At 65.4% G+C, this 18991-nt stretch carries 18 protein-coding genes and 1 pseudogene; 13 read left to right on the top strand and 6 right to left on the bottom strand.

The annotated features are described in order from the left end of the window. Positions 1-153 precede the first annotated feature (153 nt). The 9 genes from AC5Y5W_RS11815 (at position 154) to AC5Y5W_RS11775 (ending at position 8662) form a co-directional block, all read left to right on the top strand. The gene (locus AC5Y5W_RS11815) at positions 154-1194 is read left to right on the top strand and encodes an ATP-grasp domain-containing protein (protein ID WP_500022321.1); all 1041 of its coding nucleotides are present in this window, start codon (positions 154-156) and stop codon (positions 1192-1194) included. A 31-nt stretch (positions 1195-1225) separates the two neighbouring features. Next, entirely contained in the window at positions 1226-3235 is a 2010-nt protein-coding gene (locus AC5Y5W_RS11810) for a hypothetical protein (RefSeq protein WP_500009747.1), read from the top strand. A 94-nt stretch (positions 3236-3329) separates the two neighbouring features. Then, positions 3330-3587 (top strand): ribbon-helix-helix domain-containing protein, encoded by a 258-nt coding sequence (locus tag AC5Y5W_RS11805; RefSeq protein WP_499890373.1) that lies wholly within the window; start codon positions 3330-3332, stop codon positions 3585-3587. After that, a complete protein-coding gene (locus AC5Y5W_RS11800; protein WP_499897520.1) occupies positions 3584-4015 on the top strand; it encodes a type II toxin-antitoxin system VapC family toxin in 432 nt (143 codons plus the stop codon). Before AC5Y5W_RS11805 ends, AC5Y5W_RS11800 begins: the two co-directional genes overlap by 4 nt. A 152-nt stretch (positions 4016-4167) precedes the next feature. Then, the gene (gene gap, locus AC5Y5W_RS11795) at positions 4168-5190 is read left to right on the top strand and encodes a type I glyceraldehyde-3-phosphate dehydrogenase (RefSeq protein ID WP_500009748.1); all 1023 of its coding nucleotides are present in this window, start codon (positions 4168-4170) and stop codon (positions 5188-5190) included. 2 nt (positions 5191-5192) lie between these two features. Next, entirely contained in the window at positions 5193-6419 is a 1227-nt protein-coding gene (locus AC5Y5W_RS11790; RefSeq protein WP_500009750.1) for a phosphoglycerate kinase, read from the top strand. A 13-nt stretch (positions 6420-6432) separates the two neighbouring features. Further along, a complete protein-coding gene (tpiA, locus tag AC5Y5W_RS11785) occupies positions 6433-7218 on the top strand; it encodes a triose-phosphate isomerase (protein ID WP_500009751.1) in 786 nt (261 codons plus the stop codon). Positions 7219-7263: 45 nt separating this feature from the next. Then, positions 7264-7497 (top strand): preprotein translocase subunit SecG, encoded by a 234-nt coding sequence (gene secG, locus AC5Y5W_RS11780; protein ID WP_065013756.1) that lies wholly within the window; start codon positions 7264-7266, stop codon positions 7495-7497. A 55-nt stretch (positions 7498-7552) separates the two neighbouring features. Next, a complete protein-coding gene (locus AC5Y5W_RS11775; RefSeq protein WP_500009752.1) occupies positions 7553-8662 on the top strand; it encodes a methyltransferase in 1110 nt (369 codons plus the stop codon). 7 nt (positions 8663-8669) lie between these two features. On the opposite strand, the gene AC5Y5W_RS11770 is transcribed toward AC5Y5W_RS11775, so the two are convergent. From AC5Y5W_RS11770 to tkt, 6 genes are all read right to left on the bottom strand, one after another. After that, positions 8670-9056 carry an ATPase gene (locus AC5Y5W_RS11770; protein WP_499890386.1) on the bottom strand — a complete coding sequence of 129 codons (387 nt, stop codon included), beginning with the start codon at positions 9054-9056 and terminating at the stop codon, positions 8670-8672. Positions 9057-9309: 253 nt separating this feature from the next. Further along, positions 9310-10062, bottom strand: a complete 753-nt coding sequence (gene pgl / locus AC5Y5W_RS11765; protein WP_500009753.1) for a 6-phosphogluconolactonase — start codon at positions 10060-10062, stop codon at positions 9310-9312. Further along, positions 10059-10970: a glucose-6-phosphate dehydrogenase assembly protein OpcA gene (opcA, locus tag AC5Y5W_RS11760; protein WP_500009754.1), complete on the bottom strand. Its 912-nt coding sequence runs from the start codon at positions 10968-10970 to the stop codon at positions 10059-10061. Before opcA ends, pgl begins: the two co-directional genes overlap by 4 nt. Next, positions 10967-12520, bottom strand: a complete 1554-nt coding sequence (gene zwf, locus AC5Y5W_RS11755; RefSeq protein WP_500009755.1) for a glucose-6-phosphate dehydrogenase — start codon at positions 12518-12520, stop codon at positions 10967-10969. Before zwf ends, opcA begins: the two co-directional genes overlap by 4 nt. Then, positions 12517-13635, bottom strand: coding sequence for a transaldolase (gene tal / locus AC5Y5W_RS11750; protein WP_500009756.1), 1119 nt, complete (start codon positions 13633-13635; stop codon positions 12517-12519). Before tal ends, zwf begins: the two co-directional genes overlap by 4 nt. Positions 13636-13651: 16 nt before the next feature. Next, positions 13652-15742 carry a transketolase gene (tkt, locus tag AC5Y5W_RS11745; RefSeq protein WP_500009757.1) on the bottom strand — a complete coding sequence of 697 codons (2091 nt, stop codon included), beginning with the start codon at positions 15740-15742 and terminating at the stop codon, positions 13652-13654. Positions 15743-15951: 209 nt separating this feature from the next. On the opposite strand from tkt, the gene AC5Y5W_RS11740 reads away from it, so the two are divergent. The 4 genes and pseudogenes from AC5Y5W_RS11740 to esxG form a co-directional block, all read left to right on the top strand. Then, a complete protein-coding gene (locus AC5Y5W_RS11740; RefSeq protein ID WP_500009759.1) occupies positions 15952-16866 on the top strand; it encodes a heme o synthase in 915 nt (304 codons plus the stop codon). 180 nt (positions 16867-17046) lie between these two features. After that, entirely contained in the window at positions 17047-17355 is a 309-nt protein-coding gene (locus AC5Y5W_RS11735) for a PE family protein (RefSeq protein WP_499890399.1), read from the top strand. 2 nt (positions 17356-17357) lie between these two features. Further along, positions 17358-18827, top strand: coding sequence for a PPE family protein (locus AC5Y5W_RS11730; protein WP_500009760.1), 1470 nt, complete (start codon positions 17358-17360; stop codon positions 18825-18827). 3 nt (positions 18828-18830) lie between these two features. Next, positions 18831-18991: pseudogene (gene esxG / locus AC5Y5W_RS11725) on the top strand (type VII secretion system protein EsxG); the annotation flags it as partial.

Raw genomic sequence — 18991 nt, 5'->3', positions numbered from 1 at the left:
GCGCTGCTGGGCTGGAGCCTGAACGCCATCGATGCGGTGGATCGCTTCGACCGCAGGTATGTCGTGGTCGCGCCGGAATGGGCCGAAGAATACTGTCAGCAACACGGCATCCCCCACATCGCGTGGAACTTCGAGCGGCTGAACGAGCGTTCGATGGAAATCGCCGAGACCCTCAAGGAGCGCGGCGTCGATGTCGCGATCCCGCTCTTCGAGGAGACTGTCGAGTGGGCCAGGGCGATCAACTCAGTGCTGCTCGACAGCCCGCGGCTGTTGGGCCAGTCGATGCTGCTGCGAGATAAGTCGCTGATGAAGCGACGCGCCCAGCTCGGCGGGATCCGGGTCGGCATCTTCGAAGAGGCCCACGACCGCGACGACGTCTTCCGCTTCCTCAAACGCGTCAATCAGACCTTGCTGAAACTCGACGGCGATCCGAACGACCCGATCCACTTCAAGGCCTTCGACAAGGCCGGATGCCTGGGCCACCGGGTGATCCGGACCCCGGATGACATTGACTCGATCCCCGACGAGGAATTCCCCGCGCTGATGGAATCGCATCTGGACGGCTGGGAATTTGCGGTGGAGGCGTGGGTGCACAACGGCAAGATCCGCTTCCTGAACATCTCCGAATACGTGACGCTGGGATATTCCGTCTTCGTCCCCGCATCGCCGGAGCTGGAACAGTACCGCCCGCAGATCACCCGCCAGATCGAGAAGCTGATCAAGACCTTCGACATCGACTTCGGGTTCGTCCATCCCGAGTATTTCGTCACCAGCGACGGGGAAATGTACTTCGGTGAGGTCGCCTACCGGCCGCCCGGCTTCAAGGTCTTCGAACTGCTGGAACGCACCTACGGGTTCAACGGTTACCAGGCGCTGGTGCTGGCGTTCGACCCGAAAACGACCGAGGACGAGCTTGAAAAATTCTTTCCACGGGAGGTCGTGGACGCCAAAGGACACGCGGGATGCTTCGGGGTGTATCCGCGGCGCCGGGTGGTCAGCAACCTCGCGATGCCTGAGGAGACCGAGGACCACGAGTATTTCGAGTCGCATGAGCTCACCGCGCCGCTCGAGGAGACGGTAACCAAGCGCACCGCGTTCGGCACCCATTGGGGTCTGATCTACTTCTTCGGGGAGGACCCGTATGAGATGCGGCGGCTACTGAAGCGGCAAGAAGAGCTCGATTTCTACGTCTGAGGCGGCGGCGGCAGGGACGCGAGGAACCTGGTTGAACGCGGTAAGCAGCGACGTGAACAGTGACAATGCGGCGTTGAGCAAGCGTCTGGCGACGCTCAGCGACGCAACCCAGGCACTGGCGGAGGCGGGCGATGTCGGCAAGCCCGCCAAGTTGCGCCGTGTCCTCGACGGCCTGCGGCTGGTGTTACTGCAGCCGGGCGGCTGTGCCGCGGTGCAGCCGCGCGCGGCGGAGTTGGAAGCCGCGGGTCTGTTTCTCGGGACGGACTGGGTGTCCCCGCAGACCCTGCTCCCCGCGCTCAGCACTGGCTCGCTGCGCAGCGAACTTCAGGACACAGTGGTCTTGGAGGCGGTCAGCCTGCTACGCCTGCTCGCGGTCGCCAAGGGCGACTATGTGCACCCGCTGATCTCGGCCGAGCAGGCCCGCCACCATCTGTCTCAGGTGCTGGCGATCAACCTCTCGCTGCTGTTTACCCCGCCGACCGAGGCGGAACGCGAACTGCAGGGCCGGATGGCGAAAGTGACCCGCGATCTGTTTCGGCATCTGGTCGACGAGATCGGCTACGACAGCGTCCTGGACCGTCTCGTGGAAGAGATTTGGCGGGTCCTGCGGCAGCGGCCCATCCAGGTTGACCAGATCAAGCAGATGATCACGCAGATCTCGATCGCCCGCAGTGATCCCGACATCGACCTGGGCAACGGCGGTCTGGGCGTGGACCGCCTGATCACCAGCCTGTACGGAACCACCGACGCGTGCCGCGAGGACCCGGGTGCCGAGGTCTACCGCGCCCGGCTGGAGTCGATGGACGAACCCACCCTGCAATACGAGGCAGCCGGCTTCGCGCGCTCGATGCACGACACGGGGCTGGTGTCGCCGTACCACGCGGTGTTGCTGCGTTTCTCGCTGGAGAAGGGCGACTATCTACTCGGCGAGGCGCTGGGCCTGTCGAGCACCGGGCGCGACTGCCTGCTGTGCTACCACGACCTCGTGCACGCCCTGATCGCCGCGGCGGTCCACACCGAAACCGCCCAGTGCATCTATGGGCTTGCGTTGCTGCTCGAGCGCGGCATTCTCTACCAGCCGCCGGTGGCGCCGTCGCTGTGGCGTCAGTTGGCTCTCCCGCTCTCGGCCTACTCGCGCGAAAGGCTGACCCTGGGTTTCGGGTCCACACAAGACCCGCACACCTGGCTGTTGGCCGGGACGCTCTCGATGCTCGGGCTGCCGCTGGGTGTCGGCCAGGGCGATAACCCCACATGTCAATCCGCGCGGGCGCTTTCGATGTGGGCATACAACGATCCGGATTATCTGCTGCAGACCATCGCGTGGGCGGCCCGCGACGACGAGATCGTCATGCACTTTGAGGGGCAGCCGATTTCGTCGCGGGAAGTCCACGCGGGGGTAGCGACGAAGTTGCCGATCGACTTGGACCCCGTCTCCCTGTTGGTGGTTCCACACCTGGACCGCATCTACGCCGAGATGGGCCGGCGGTGCGCCGGTCGCGAGGGTGACCCACACCGCTGGGTCAATCCGGAGTTTCACGGATGGTGGTCCGGGCGCGGATTCCGGATCAACGTCGATGTGGCGACCGGCGATCTCGTTGACGTCGACGGATTTCTGCGGCACTTCTACGCCGCCTACCACCCCTTCTACAACGGCAACCAACCACTGATCCACCCGCAGCCGGCCGGTGTCGCGGTGACTGACAGCGCTGCCCGCTTCATCGGATGGCATGCGATCACCGTGCTGCGGGTCAGTCTTGACCCCGAGGAGACGATGCGCGTCTACTTCTACAACCCGAACAATGACAGCGGCCAGGACTGGGGCGACGGCGTTGTCGTCAGCACCGCCGGCAACGGTGAGCGCTTCGGCGAGGCGTCCCTGCCGTTCGAGCAGTTCGCCTCACGGCTCTACATTTTCCATTTCGACCCGCTTGAGCCGGGCGAACGGGCGTCGGTGACCCAGGCCGAACTCGACCGCGTCATTGGATACCTGCAGCGGAGCTGGGGTGTGGGCCGCATGGCCGGGGCCGACGCGACTGGCTGAGGCAGCGGGTGACGAAATCGGGCGGCCGATGGACCGCAGCCGGCCGCTCATGAGAGCATCATGACAGCATTCCTATTGCTGCTATGATGACATCATGCGGACGACCGTGACGCTCGACGCTGATGTTGTCGCTGCGCTGCAGCGCGCAGCACGCGAGCGGGGAACGTCGTTCAAGGCGGTGCTTAATGACGCCGTGCGGCGCGGATTGAGTGGCGAACCGACTCGGCGCCGCTTTCGTACGCCGAGCCGCGACATGGGCCTGCGGGCGGGTTTTGATATCGACAAGGCATTGGCGCTGGCCGGGGCGGACGAAGACGCGGAGACCCTGCGCAAGCTCGCGCTGCGCAAATGAAACTGCTCGATCTGAACATCCTCGTCTATGCGATGGACGAGTCGTCGCCTCGTCACCAGGCGGCGCGGGACTGGCTTGATGAAACGCTTTCCGGTTCCGACACCGTCGCATTCGCATGGCATGTCCTCATCGGCTTTGTGCGGCTATCCACCCGGTCGGCGGTGTTTGCCCGCCCGTTGACGGTTGACGAGTCGTTTGACGTGGTCGATCAGTGGCTACAGCAGCCATGCGTGACGGTCCTGCATCCGACCGAGCGTCATGCGAGTGTGCTTCGCGGGTTGCTTGCTCCGCTCGGAGCGGCGGGGAATCTGACGAGCGATGCGCACCTCGCCGCGTTGGCCATCGAATACGGTGCACAAGTGTGTTCCACCGACGTCGACTTCAGTCGATTCTCCGGTGTGCGGTGGATCGATCCGCTCTCGGCGTAGCCGTCCTGTAGTCGCATGTGGGCCGCTGACGCCACGATCAGCCGGCTGTCGTGCTCGTCGGGAAATGATGGTCGGTCACCGCCTGCACGACAGCGGCGCCATCCTATTAGGCTGGCGCGTGAATCACATCAGCAATCAAGGAGACGAGAGACGTGACGGTCCGGGTAGGCATCAACGGCTTCGGGCGAATCGGGCGCAACTTCTACCGGGCCCTGCTGGGGCAGCAGGCTCAGGGAACCAGCACCGACATCGAGGTGGTGGCCGTCAACGATCTCACCGACAACGCGACGCTGGCGCATCTGCTGAAGTTCGACTCGATCCTGGGCCGGCTGCCCTACGACGTCAGCCTCGAAGGTGACGACACCATCGTGATCGGCAACAACAAGATCAAGGCGCTGGAGGTCAAAGAAGGGCCCGCGGCCCTACCGTGGGGTGACCTCGGCGCTGACGTCGTCGTCGAATCCACCGGCATCTTCACCAACGCGGCCAAGGCCAAGGGCCACTTGGAGGCCGGCACCAAGAAGGTCGTCATCTCCGCACCGGCCACCGACCCGGACATCACCATCGTCTTGGGCGTCAACGACGACAAGTACGACGGCAGTCAAAACATCATCTCCAACGCGTCGTGCACCACGAACTGCCTTGCGCCGCTGGCCAAGGTGCTCAACGACGAGTTCGGCATCGTCAAAGGCCTGATGACCACCATCCACGCCTACACCGCCGACCAAAACCTGCAGGACGGCCCGCACCAAGACCTGCGCCGCGCCCGCGCTGCCGGGCTGAACATCGTGCCCACCTCAACCGGTGCCGCCAAGGCCATCGGCCTGGTGATGCCCGAGCTGAAGGGCAAGCTCGACGGCTACGCGTTGCGGGTCCCGATCCCCACCGGCTCGGTGACCGACCTCACCGCTGACCTGTCCAAATCGGCCAGCGCCGAAGACATCAACGCCGCGTTCAAAGCCGCCGCCGAAGGCAAGCTCAAGGGCATCCTCAAGTACTACGACGCCCCGATCGTCTCCAGCGACATCGTCACCGACCCGCACAGCTCGATCTTCGATGCCGGGTTGACCAAGGTGATCGAGAGCCAGGCCAAGGTGGTGTCCTGGTACGACAACGAATGGGGTTACTCCAACCGCCTCGTCGACCTCGTCGCCATGGTTGGCAAGTCGCTTTAACCGTGAGCATCAAGACACTCGACGACCTTCTCGCCGAAGGAGTTTCGGGTCGCGGCGTATTGGTTCGCTCCGACCTGAACGTTCCACTCGACGGCGCCGGCGCGATCACCGACCCCGGCCGCATCAGTGCGTCGGTGCCGACACTGAAAGCGCTGACCGACGCCGGCGCCAAGGTGGTGGTGACCGCACATTTGGGCCGGCCCAAAGACGGTCCAGACCCGAAATCGTCGCTGGCGCCGGTCGCTTCGGCGCTCGGTGAGCAACTGGGCCAGCACGTGCAGTTGGCCGGCGATGTCGTCGGCACCGATGCGCTGGCCCGCGCCGAGGGGCTGACCGACGGGGATGTGCTGCTGCTGGAGAACGTCCGCTTCGACGCGCGCGAGACCAGCAAGGACGACGCGGAGCGGCTCGCGCTGGCCCGGCAACTGGTCGAACTGGTCGGCGGCCCAGACGGTTCGGCTGGCGCTTTCGTGTCCGACGGCTTCGGGGTGGTGCACCGCAAACAGGCCTCGGTCTACGATGTCGCCACGTTGCTGCCGGCCTACGCCGGCAGGCTGGTGGCTGCGGAAGTCGACGTGCTCGAACAGCTGACCAGCTCCACCCAAAGGCCCTACGCGGTGGTGCTCGGCGGCTCGAAGGTCTCGGACAAACTCGGCGTGATCGAAAAGCTGGCCACCAAAGCTGACAGCATCGTCATCGGTGGTGGGATGTGCTTCACTTTCCTTGCCGCACAGGGTCTTTCGGTTGGCTCATCGTTGCTGGAAGCTGAGATGGTCGATACCTGCCGGCGGTTACTGGACACCTATGCCGACGTGCTGCGCCTGCCCAGGGACATCGTGGTGGCCGAGAAATTCGCCGCCGATTCGCCGCCGGAGGTCGTCGCTTGCGACGAGATTCCGGACGACAAGATGGGCCTGGATATCGGGCCGGGATCGGTGCAGCGCTTCACCAAGCTGTTGTCCAACGCCGAGACCATCTTCTGGAATGGCCCCATGGGCGTCTTCGAGTTCCCGGCGTTTGCCGCCGGAACCAAAGGCGTCGCCGAAGCGATCGCCGCCGCAACCGGGAAGGGCGCATTCAGCGTGGTCGGTGGCGGTGACTCCGCGGCCGCGGTGCGGGCGCTGGAGCTGCCCGAGGACGGCTTCTCGCACATTTCCACCGGCGGTGGCGCGTCGCTGGAATACCTTGAGGGCAAGACATTGCCCGGCCTAGAAGTATTGAGCAGCTGAGGTAAGGATCCCGATGAGCCGTACGCCGCTGATCGCCGGCAACTGGAAGATGAACCTCAACCACTTCGAAGCGATTGCGCTGGTGCAAAAGATCGCCTTCTCGCTGCCGGACAAGTACTACGACAAGGTCGACGTGACGGTCATTCCGCCGTTCACCGACCTGCGCAGCGTGCAAACCCTGGTCGACGGCGACAAGCTGCGGCTGACCTATGGCGCCCAGGACCTCTCACAGCACGACTCAGGCGCTTACACCGGCGAAATCAGCGGCGTCTTCCTGGCCAAACTCGGCTGCAGCTACGTCGTCGTCGGCCACTCCGAGCGGCGCACCTACCACAGCGAGGACGACGCACTGGTGGCCGCCAAGACCGCCGCCGCGCTCAAGCACGAACTGACCCCGATCGTGTGCATCGGTGAGCATCTGGAGATCCGGGAAGCCGGTGAGCATGTCAGCCACAACGTCGAGCAGCTGCGCGGCTCGCTGGCGGGGCTTTCCGCCGAACAGATCGGCACGGTCGTCATCGCCTATGAGCCGGTGTGGGCCATCGGCACCGGCCGGGTGGCCAGCGCCGCCGACGCCCAGGAGGTGTGCGCGGCCATCCGCAAAGAGCTCGGCGAACTGGCCTCACCGCAGGTCGCCGAGTCGGTGCGGGTGCTCTACGGCGGATCGGCGAACGCCAAGAACATCGGCGACCTCATCGCCTGCGACGACGTGGACGGCGCTCTGGTCGGCGGGGCGTCGCTGGACGGGGAGCAGTTCGCGATCATGTGCGCCATTGCTGCGGGCGGGCCGATTCCGTAGCCGGCCTCTGCGGCCGGCGGAACCGAACCCGGTAGGGTAGCGGCCATGGAATTGACCCTGCAGATCATCCTGGTGATCACCAGCGTGCTGGTGGTGCTCCTGGTGCTGCTGCATCGCGCCAAGGGTGGCGGTCTATCGACCCTGTTCGGCGGCGGCGTGCAGTCCAGTCTGTCCGGGTCCACGGTGGTGGAGAAGAACCTCGACCGGTTGACGCTGTTCGTCACCGGGATCTGGCTGGTGTCCATCATCGGAATGGCTCTGATGATCAAGTACCGCTGAGCGGCTGTTCACCTCACCCGGGCGATAGCCCGCTAGCCGTCGCCTTGAGTGCGACTTGAGTCAGGAGAGATCGATTCCCAGCGATACCAAGGTGCCGCCGGCCAAGCTCGCGCGCCTCGTCGAAACCGCGCGTCACTACCTCTACCGGCTGCACCAGAAGACCGTTCCGGCGCCGGCAGCCATGAGCGAGATGATCCTCGCCGGGTGGACAGCGCAGGCGATCACGGTGGCTGCCGACCTCGGCGTGGCCGATGCGCTCAGCGATGGGCCGCTGTCCATCGACGAGTTGGCTCGCCGCGTCGGCGCCGACCAGGACGCGCTTCATCGGCTGTTGCGCGCCCTGGTCAGTCGCGGCGTTTTCCGTCAGCGTCGCGACGGCCGTTATGCCCTGAGTCCGCTGGGCGACACGTTGCGGTCCGATGCACCCGTGTCGATGTCGGGAGCCGCGCGTTTCTACGGATCACCTCAGCATCACGAGCATTGGAGTGCGCTGGCCGATTCGGTGCGGACCGGCAAAGCCGCCGTGCCGGCGTTGCGCGGCATGGACTTTTTTGAGTACGCCGCTGCCAACCCCGAATACGGCGAGAAGTTCAACCAGGCCATGACCAGCAGCTCGGAGTTGTCGCTGGCGCCGGTGGTGGCCGCCTACGACTTCAGCCCGTACTCGACGATCGTCGACGTGGGCGGCGGACACGGCAGGCTGCTGGCCGCAATCCTGGCCGCCACGCCCGCCGCGCGAGGCGTGCTGTTCGATATGCCCGAGGTGGTGGCCAATGCGCCGACCCTGCTGGAGCAACGGAACGTCGCCGACCGCGTCGATGTGGTGGCCGGCTCGTTCTTCGATCGCATCCCCACCGGCGGCGACGCGTACGTGCTCAAACACATCATCCACGATTGGTGCGACGACGACGCGGTGCGGATCCTGGGTAACGTCCGCGCGGCCACCGAGACCTCGGCGACAGTGCTGCTCGTCGAATTCGTGATACCAACTCACCAGCGGGAATCTCTGGGCAAGTGGGCCGATTTGGAGATGCTGCTGTGCGTGGGCGGTCGCGAACGCACCGAGTCGGAATTCGGTGAATTGCTCGGCCGGGCCGGATTCCGACTGACCCGGGTGGTGCAAACCGCCAGTCCCGTCAGCGTCGTCGAAGCTCGGCCCATCTAAGAGACTGCTACTGCCGGGCGGTCCGATTCCGCAAACTGTTGAACACACCACGCACCGCGTGCTCGGTGATCGACAACGGCGACATCACCGTCTCACCCACACTCACGATGTAGTCAATGCGCTCCACGATGGCCTCGACGGGCTCGATGAGCGTGACCAGTCGCCGCGCCAGATCGTCAAGCCCCGCCATCGTGTCCTCGAGATGGTCTAAGCCGCTCCCCAAGCGTTCGACCGTGGCATTCAAGTTCGCCAGCGAACTGTTCAGTTCATTCATGGTGTCGCCCAGACCGGACAGAACGTCTTCGAGTTGCCCCACCGTCACGTCGGCGTTCAACGCTGCCTGTGCGAGGGTTTTGATCCGTTCCCGGGGGGCGCGTTCGCTTTTGTCTGCCATGACGTCATTATGACCTGAGCCGGAACCGCGACAGCCCGCGCCGCGTCCGATTAGGTGTGCGGCAAAAACACTGTGACCTTGACGGGCGGCGCCATCTGATGGCCATGCACGGCGCGCGACGTGATGTCATCCGCCGGCTCGAAGCGTATGCGGCCGGGTATGCCGAACGGCAAGCCGAGCACCGACGCTAGGTCGGCGCTGAAGCTGGAGTCTGGGTCGTGGCGACCCCCAAAGTCACGACTCAGGCTTCTTTTTACCCGGAGGCCGGCGAAAGCTTGGAAGCTGCTTCGCTGTCGAGAAACCAGACGGTGCGCTCCCGCCCGATGGCGCCGGCCGCGGGCACCGACACCGGGTCGGCGCCGGCCACAGCGGCGGCGACCGCGTCGGCTTTCTCCGCACCGGACACCATCATCCAGACCTCACGGGCGCGCTGAACAGCGGGCAGCGTCAAGGTGATCCGTTGCGGCGGTGGCTTCGGAGAGTCGTAGACGGGCAACACCAGCCGGGCGGTTTCGCGCACGGCAGGGGTGTCGGGAAACAACGAATTGATGTGGCCCTCGGGTCCCACGCCCAGAAAATGGACGTCGAAAACAGGTGCGGCTTCCCCCGCTTCGGCATTGGCGGCCAGGACTTGCTCGTACGCCAGCGCAGCGACGTCCAGATCGCTGCCGTATTCGCCGTCGCTGGCCGGCATCGCGTGCACGTTGCGCGCCGGGATGTCGATGTGATCGAGCAACCCAGCTTGGGCCTGCTTCTCGTTGCGCTCGTTGTCGTCGTGGGCCACGTAGCGCTCGTCGCCCCAAAACAGGTGCACCTTGGCCCAGTCGACCCGCTGCTTGTGCGTGTCGAGATAACGCAGCAGCCGGTTGCCGTTGCCGCCCCCGGTCAACACGATCAGCGCCCGGCCTCGCGCCGACACGGCTGCTTCGAGGACGCCGATCAGACGCTCGCCCGCCGCGGCGACGAGCGCGTCGCTGTCGGGGAAGGTCTCAACAGTGCTACTCACAAATACTCCACTCGGTCGATACCCTCCAGCGCGGAACAGTAGATCGCGTCTGCGTCCAGTCGTCGCAGATCCTCCGCCAGGCATTCACGGGTTTCCCTGCGCGGCAACGGAACCAACGCATCCGGTCGGGCGGTGCGGCTCAGTGTCGCCGTCGCCCCCTCCTGTGGTCGGCTCAGCGTCACCGTTTCGGTATTGCGTACCAGTTCCACCTTGAGTTCGCCGACCGCGCGCCGCACCGGCCCGTCGATACGGCTGGCCAGCCAGCCCGCCAGCACGTCCAGGGCAGGTTCGGTCCTCAGGCCGGAGATCAGTGCCGAGGTGATCGGCTCGTGCGGTGGCTGATCGACGGCAGAGGTGAGCAGCGCACGCCAGTAGGTGATCCGGCTCCACGCCAGGTCGGTGTCGCCGGGCGTATATCCGGGCAGTCGGCTCTTGATCGCCGAGAGCGGGTCGACGCCGTAGGTTGCGTCGGTGATGCGCCGGATCGCCAACTTACCCAACGGATCTTGGGCCGGCACCGCGGGCGCGACATCGGGCCACCACGCCACGACCGGGATATCGGGCAGCAGGAACGGCACCACGACACTGGCGGAATGCCCGGACAGCGGACCCGACAGCCACAGCACCACCACCTCGCCGGCGCCACTATCACCGCCGACCCGCAACTGGGCATCCAGTCGCGCCTCGGCGGCATCCGCGTCCCCGGTCATCACCACGATCACCCGGCTGGGGTGCTCGTGGCTGGCGGCGTTGGCGGCGTCAATGGATTCTTCGAGCACCGCCTCGCTGTCCGGCGCGATGACCAACGTCAGGACTCGGCCGAGCGTGACGGCGCCCACCTTCTCGCGCAATTCGTCGAGTTTCTTGTTGATCGCGTTGGTACTGGTATCAGGCAGATCGAGGATCATGGCCGCCGCCATTCCCGACCGGTTCGGCGCAACATTTCGAATGACGAGGCCGGCCCCCAGGTGCCCGCTTCGTATGGCACGGGCTTCCCGTGACTGGCCCAGTTCTCGAGTGCCGGGTCCAATATTTCCCAGGCCATTTCGACTTCCTCGTTGACTGGGAACAGCGATGGTTCACCGAGCAGCACATCGAGGATGAGCCGCTCGTAGGCTTCGGGGGAGTCTTCGGCGAACGCTGAGCCGTAGGAGAAATCCATGTTGACGTCGCGGACCTCCATCGCGCTGCCCGGCACTTTCGAGCCGAACCGCAGCGTGACGCCTTCGTCGGGCTGCACCCGAATCACCAGGGCATTGGCTCCCAATTCATCGGTCATGGTCGCGTCGAACGGTAGATGTGGTGCTCGTTTGAAGACCAGTGCGATTTCAGTCACCCTGCGGCCCAACCGTTTTCCGCTGCGCAGGTAGAACGGCACACCGGCCCACCGGCGGGTGTCGACCTCCAGCGTGATGGCCGCAAACGTCTCGGTAACGGAGTCCTTGGCGAATCCCTCCTCGTCCAGCAGCCCGACCACCTTCTGCCCGCCCTGCCAGCCCGCGGTGTACTGGCCGCGACTGGTGGTCTCGTCCAACGGTTGTGCAAGTTGGGTTGCCGATAACACCTTGATCTTTTCGGCCTGCAATTCCGACGGCTGAAAACTGACCGGCTCTTCCATCGCGGTCAGGGCCAGCAGCTGCATCAGGTGGTTCTGGATCACGTCGCGGGCCGCGCCGATCCCGTCGTAGTAGCCGGCGCGCCCACCCAGACCGATGTCCTCGGCCATGGTGATCTGCACGTGATCGACGTAGTGCGCGTTCCAGATCGGGTCGAACAGCTGATTGGCGAATCGCAGGGCCAGGATGTTCTGCACAGTCTCTTTGCCCAGGTAGTGGTCGATGCGAAACACCGACTCCTCCGGGAAGACGCTATTGACGACCTTGTTGAGGTCACACGCGCTGGCCAGGTCGTGGCCGAACGGTTTCTCGATGACGACCCGGCTCCAGCTGCCGTCCTGCGGGCGGGCCAGCCCCGCCCGGTCGAGCTGCTCGCATACCGTCGGAAAAGCCTTCGGCGGGATGGCCAGATAGAAGGCGTGGTTGCCGCCGGTGCCGCGTTCGGCGTCGAGCTTCTCCAGGCACTCGGCCAGCCGGGCGAACGCGTCCGCATCGTCGAACGTGCCTTGCACGAACCGGATTCCCTCGGACAGTCGCTCCCAAATCGCCTCCCGGAACGGTGTGCGGGCGTGCTCTTTTACCGCCTCGTAAACGACTTGGCTGAAGTCCTGGTCCGCCCAGTCCCGACGGGCGAAACCGACCAGGGCGAAGGTGGGTGGCAACAACCCGCGGTTGGCCAAGTCGTAGACCGCGGGCACCACCTTCTTGCGGGCCAAATCGCCGGTGACACCGAAGATCACCAATCCGCATGATCCGGCGATCCGGGGCAGCCGCTTATCGCGCTTGTCCCGCAACGGGTTTTGCCACTGCCCGGCGCTGCCCCTGGCACCGGCCGGGCTCATTTGGCGGCGGACTGCAGCTGGGCTTGCGTCTCCTCCAACAGTTCGGTCCAGGACTTCTCGAACTTCTCCACGCCCTCGTTCTCCAGCACGATGAACACGTCGGTCAAGTCCACTCCGACCGCCTCGAGCTTGTCGAACACGTCCTGGGCCGCCGCGGCGGTGCCGGTGACGGTGTCGCCGGTAACCACACCATGGTCGGCGACGGCGTCAATCGTCTTCTCCGGCATGGTGTTCACGGTATGTGGAGCGACAAGTTCGGTGACGTAGAGAGTATCGGCATAGTCGGGGTTTTTGACACCGGTTGACGCCCACAGCGGTCGCTGCACCCGCGCACCGTCGGCTTTGAGCTGCTCGTAGCTGTCGCCGCCGACGAAGACTTCCTGATAGGCCGCATAGGCCAGCCGGGCGTTGGCCACGCCGGCCTGTCCGCGCAGTGCCATCGCCTCGTCGGTGCCGATCTTTTCCAGTCGCTTGTCGACCTCGGTGTCCACCCGAGAGACGAAAAAGGATGCCACCGAGTGGATCTTGGACAGATCGTGGCCGGCCTGTTTAGCTTTCTCCAAACCCTTCAGGTAAGCGTCCATCACCGCGCGGTGTCGCTCAACCGAGAAAATCAGCGTGACGTTGACCGAAATCCCTTCAGCCAGCGTCGCAGTGATGGCCGGTATGCCTTCCTCGGTCGCCGGGATCTTGATGAACAGGTTGGGCCGGTCGACGGTTTTCCACAGATCGACTGCTTGCTGGATCGTCTTGTCGGCATCGTGCGCAACCCTCGGGTCAACCTCGATCGACACCCGGCCGTCCACCCCGTCAGAGGCCTCCCACTGCGGCCTGAACACATCGCACGCCGTCCGCACGTCGTCGGTGGTGACGGTGCGCACGGTAGCGTCGACGTCGGCGCCGCGCTCGGCCAGCTCGCTGATTTGGCCGTTGTACGTGTCGCTTTCCGCCAGCGCCTTCTGGAAGATCGTCGGGTTGCTGGTGACCCCGACAACGCTCCTCGTGTCGATGAGCTCTTGCAGGTTGCCGGACTCCAGCCGCTCCCTGGACAAGTCGTCCAGCCATACCGACACGCCCGCGGCGCTCAAGGCGGCGAGGTTGGGATTCTGTGTCATCGCAATACCCTCCTTGTCAATTGTCCAGCGCTCGTTCGGCGGCGTCCACCACAGCTTCGTGGGTGAAGCCGAACTCACGGAACAAGGTCTTGTAATCCGCCGATTCGCCGTAATGCTCGATCGAAACGACCTCGCCGGTGTCACCGACCAGTTTGTGCCAGCTCTGCGCGATACCGGCCTCGACGGCCACCCGGGCCGACACCGACGGCGGCAGCACACTGTCACGGTAGTCGTAGGGCTGGGACTCGAACCACTCGACGCAGGGCATTGACACCACTCGCGTCGCAATACCCTTGTCGGCCAGCACCTTCTGCGCCGCCACGACGATCTGAACTTCCGAGCCGGTGGCGATCAGCACCACGTCGGGCTCGTCGCCGCCCGCATCGCCGAGCACGTAACCACCGCGGCCGACACCCTCGAAGCTGGTGCCTTCCAGCACCGGCACCCCCTGGCGGGTCAGGCAGAGCCCGACCGGACCGCTGCCGTTGCCGCGGGCCAGGATCGTGCGCCAGGCGTAGGCGGTCTCATTGGCGTCGGCGGGGCGCACCACCGACAGATTCGGGATGGCGCGTAGCGCCGCCAAGTGCTCGATCGGCTGATGGGTCGGGCCGTCCTCACCCAGCCCGATCGAGTCGTGCGTCCACACATAGATGGTGTCGATGTCCATCAGTGAGGCCAGCCGCACCGCCGGACGCATGTAGTCGGAGAACTGCAGGAATGTGCCACCGTAGGCGCGGGTCGGGCCGTGCAGCACAATGCCCGACAGGATGGCGCCCATGGCGTGTTCACGGACGCCGAAGTGCAGTGTGCGGCCGTACCAATGCGCGGTGAAGTCTTTGGTCGAAATCGACGGCGGCCCAAAAGAGTCGACGCCGTCCATGGTGGTGTCATTGCTGCCGGCCAGGTCAGCCGAACCGCCCCACAATTCCGGCAGTTTGGGTCCCACCGCAGACAGCACCGCGCCGGAGGCTTTCCGGGTGGCAACTTCCTCGGACCCGGGTTCCCACGACGGGACGTCGGCGTCCCACCCGTCGGGCAGCTGTTCGGCGGTCAGCCGGTCCAGCAGCGCCTTGCGTTCGGGTTCCCGCTCGGCCCAGGCGTCGAATTCCGGCTGCCACTTCTGGTGCGCCTCCTTGCCGCGCTCCACCAGTTTGCGGGTGTGGGCCAGCACCTCGTCGCTGACGTCGAAGTCCTTGTCGGGATCGAATCCGAGAATTTTCTTGGTGGCTGCCACCTCGTCGTCGCCGAGGGCCGATCCGTGCGCCTTCCCGGTGTTCATCTTGTTCGGCGCCGGATAGCCGATGATGGTGCGCAACTCGATGAACGACGGCCGGTCGGTGACCGCCTTCGCGGTGGCGATGGCCTCCTCGATGGCGACCACGTTCTCGCCCCCCTCGACTCGCTGGACATGCCAGCCGTAGGCCTCGTAGCGGGCCGCGGTGTCCTCACACAGTGCGATGTTGGTGTCGTCTTCGATCGAGATCTTGTTGTGGTCGTAGAACACGATGAGGTTGCCCAGCTGCTGGACCGCGGCCAACGACGACGCCTCCGAGGTCACGCCCTCTTGGATGTCGCCGTCGGAGGCGATCACATAGATGTGGTGGTCGAAGGGGCTGGTTCCCGGCGCGGCATCAGGATCGAACAGGCCACGCTCGTAGCGCGACGCCATTGCCATTCCGACTGCCGACGCCAAACCTTGGCCCAGCGGGCCGGTGGTGATCTCGACACCCCGGGTATGGCGGAACTCCGGGTGGCCAGGAGTCTTGGACCCCCAGGTGCGCAGCGACTCGAGATCGGACAACTCCAAACCGAAACCGCCGAGGTAGAGCTGGATGTACAACGTCAGGCTGCTGTGTCCGCAGGACAGGACGAACCGGTCGCGGCCCAACCAGGTGGTGTCGCTGGGGTCGTGGCGCATCGTCCGCTGAAACAGCGTGTACGCCAGCGGAGCCAGGCTCATCGCCGTCCCTGGGTGCCCGCTGCCGCATTTTTGCACTGCGTCGGCGGCTAGTACCCGGATGGTGTCGACCGCAGCCGAGTCGATGTCCGTCCAGTCATCGGGATGGTACGAACGGGTGAGCGCAGAGATGTCTTCCAATGTGGTCACGAACTCAGTCCTCGCGTCGACAAGCGGATTCAATCCCACCCTAATGCGCCGTGCCCGCGCGTTGCAGGTGGAGATTGCGACATACCACGTGGAGCCGCGTGGTAAACGAACAACCGGCTACCGACCCTGCGGTGCAAGGAGATCAGCCCGGCGGTCTACCATCGTCTGTAGTAGAAGCTGCGCGCTGCTGCGAGCCGAGGAGTTATTGCGTGAGTATTCGCGAGCGCGTCGCGCCGAGCAGAGTACGCAGCACGGCGCTCGCATACTTGGCGCTGACCAAGCCGCGGGTCATTGAGCTGCTGCTGGTCACCGCGATACCGGCGATGCTGCTCGCCGAACGCGGCGCCGTGCACCCAGTGTTGATCCTCAACACGTTGATCGGCGGGATGCTGGCCGCCGCGGGCGCCAACACGCTCAACTGTGTGGCCGACGCCGACATCGACAAGGTTATGAAGCGCACCGCGCGCCGGCCGTTGGCGCGGGCGACCGTGCCGACCCGCCATGCCCTGGTGTTCGGGCTCGCGCTGAGCGTCGGGTCGTTCTTCTGGCTGTGGTGGACGACCAACCTGCTGTCGGGGCTGCTGGCGGTGGCCACGATCGCCTTTTACGTGTTCGTCTACACGCTGTTACTCAAGCGGCGCACGTCGCAGAACGTGGTGTGGGGCGGGGCGGCCGGCTGCATGCCGGTGATGATCGGTTGGTCAGCAGTTACCGGCACCATCGGTTGGCCGGCGCTGGTGATGTTCGCGATCATCTTCTTCTGGACACCGCCGCACACCTGGGCGCTGGCCATGCGCTACAAGGAGGACTACCAAGCCGCCGGCGTGCCGATGTTGCCGGTGGTGGCGACCGAGCGGCAGGTCACCCGGCAAATCCTGCTCTACACCTGGCTGACGGTGGTCGCGACGCTGGTGCTGGCATTAGCCGCCGGATGGCTGTACACGGCGGTGGCCGTGCTGGCCGGAGTGTGGTTTCTGGCGATGGCTCATCAGCTGTATGCCGGCGTGTGCCGCGGCGAGCCGGTCAAGCCGCTGCGGCTGTTCCTGCAGTCGAACAATTACCTGGCCGTCGTGTTCTGCGCGTTGGCGCTCGACTCGGCCATCGCTCTACCGACTCTGTTCTGAGCGCCTCTAAGCGCCTCTAAGCGCGAGCGTGCGTGTCGCCGGTCGACACGCCGCGATTTTTGCCGGGAACGCGCACGCTCGCGACAGCTAAAGCGCTTGAAATACCGGACGTCATGGTATTGAATATTCGATAATGAAAATCATGTTCAGTACGGTACGGGTAATGGAGGAGTGTCTGGCATGACGTTGCGCGTCGTTCCCGAAGGCTTGGCAGCCACCAGCGCGGCTGTCGAAGCGTTGACCGCGCGCCTGGCAGCCGCACAGGCCGGCGCGACGCCGCTGATCTCGGCGGTGGTGCCGCCCGCGGCGGACCCGGTATCGCTGGAGAGCGCGCTCGGCCTCAGTGTTCGAGGCGGCGAGCATGCCGCTGCGGTGGCAGACGGTGTGCAGGAGTTGGGTCGTGCCGGTGTCGGGGTGGGTACATCGGGCGCCAGTTACGCCGTCGGTGATGCGGCGGCAGCGTCGACGTATCTGATCGCGCGCGGCTGATCGTGACGGCTCCGGTATGGATGGCTTCGCCACCGGAAGTGCATTCGGCGTTGTTGAGCAGTGGCCCGGGGCCCGGCCCGTTGCTGGCGGCAGCGGCCACCTGGTCGTCGCTCAGCGCTGAATACGCTTCGGTCGCAGACGAACTCAGTGCGCTATTGGGGGGCGTGCAAGGCGGGGCGTGGGAGGGGCCGAGTGCTGCGCAGTATGTGGCCGCACACATGCCGTATCTGGCGTGGCTGACCCAGGCCAGCAGCGACAGCGCCGCGGCGGCCGCGCAGCATGAGACCATCGCCGGCGCCTACATCAGCGCGCTGGCTGTAATGCCGACTCTGCCCGAGCTGGCCGCCAACCACGCGACGCATGCGGTGTTGGTGGGAACCAATTTCTTTGGCATCAACACGATTCCGATCGCGCTCAACGAGGCCGATTACGTGCGGATGTGGACCCAGGCCGCGACCACGATGGCGACCTATCAGACGGTGGCCGGCACGGCGGTGGCGTCGACGCCACAAACCACCGCGGCACCGCCGATCCTGAACCATGATGACCACAATCACGGCCACGACGATGACGACCCGGCGCGGCACTTGAGCCCGCTCGACCCGCGCTGGTGGATAGATGTAATCAACGAGCAGCTCAAGAACCTTCAGCTGCTGTTTACCGATCCGGCCGCATTCCTCGCCGAACTTCCGTTCATTCTGGCCGACTTGGCCTTCCATGCCACCCAGCTGCTGGTGACTTACCTCCCACTCCTCTCACCTCTGCTGGCGGCTGCCGCCGTCGGGTTCGCCGCGGCGATTATGGGATTGGTTGCCGCCATCGCGAGGGCGGCCACACCGATTCCTCCTGTCGGGGAGCCGATCCCGGTTCCGATCGGCGCCACCAACGTGTGGCCGGTCGCCGGAATCGCCCCGACCACCGCTCCCGCTGCTGCCCCTGCTGCTACTGCACCCGCGACCGCACCCGCGCCGACTGCCAGCGCGGCACCCAACTCGCCCGCGCCGGCGCCCGCCGGAGTGGAAAGCTTCGCCTACCTGGCGGGCGGCGGCGCCGGCCCGGGGACGAGATTCGGGCCGACGATGCGCTCGCGCAGCAGTGCCTCCGAGTCGGCGTCTGAAACCGCCGCAGCCCCATCGGCCGCGGCGCGGGCGTCGAGCCGCGAGCAAGCGCGGGCGCGTCGGCGCAAGCGAGCCACGGAAAAAGAACGCGGCTACCGCGACGAGGTCATCGGAATGGGTATGGGCGCAGGCCCAGCGACTGCGACCGCTGACGATCAGCGGGCCGTCTCCGCGAACGGTGCGGGGCGGCTGGGATTCGCCGGAACCGCGGGCAAACGCACTGTCGCCGCGGCGGCCGGGTTGACCACGCTGGCCGGTGACGAGTTCGGCGGGGGGCCGGCAATGCCGATGGTGCCGGGCAGTTGGGAACGAGACGAAGTGCAGGGTGACGGTATCGATGACGAAAGGGAGTGAGTGATGAGTTTGTTGGATGCCCATATTCCGCAGTTGGTGGCGTCGCAGTCGGCGTTTGGGGCTAAGGCGGGGTTGATGCGGTCCACGATTGGGCAGGCTGAGCAGGAGGCGCTCTCGGCGCAGGCGTTTCATGTCGGGGAGTCTTCGGCGGCGTTTCAGGCGTC

This window comes from Mycobacterium sp. NGS51 (assembly GCF_059812525.1).
The sequence above is the reverse complement of the archived record's forward strand: the minus strand, read 5'-3'. Positions and strand labels throughout refer to the sequence as shown.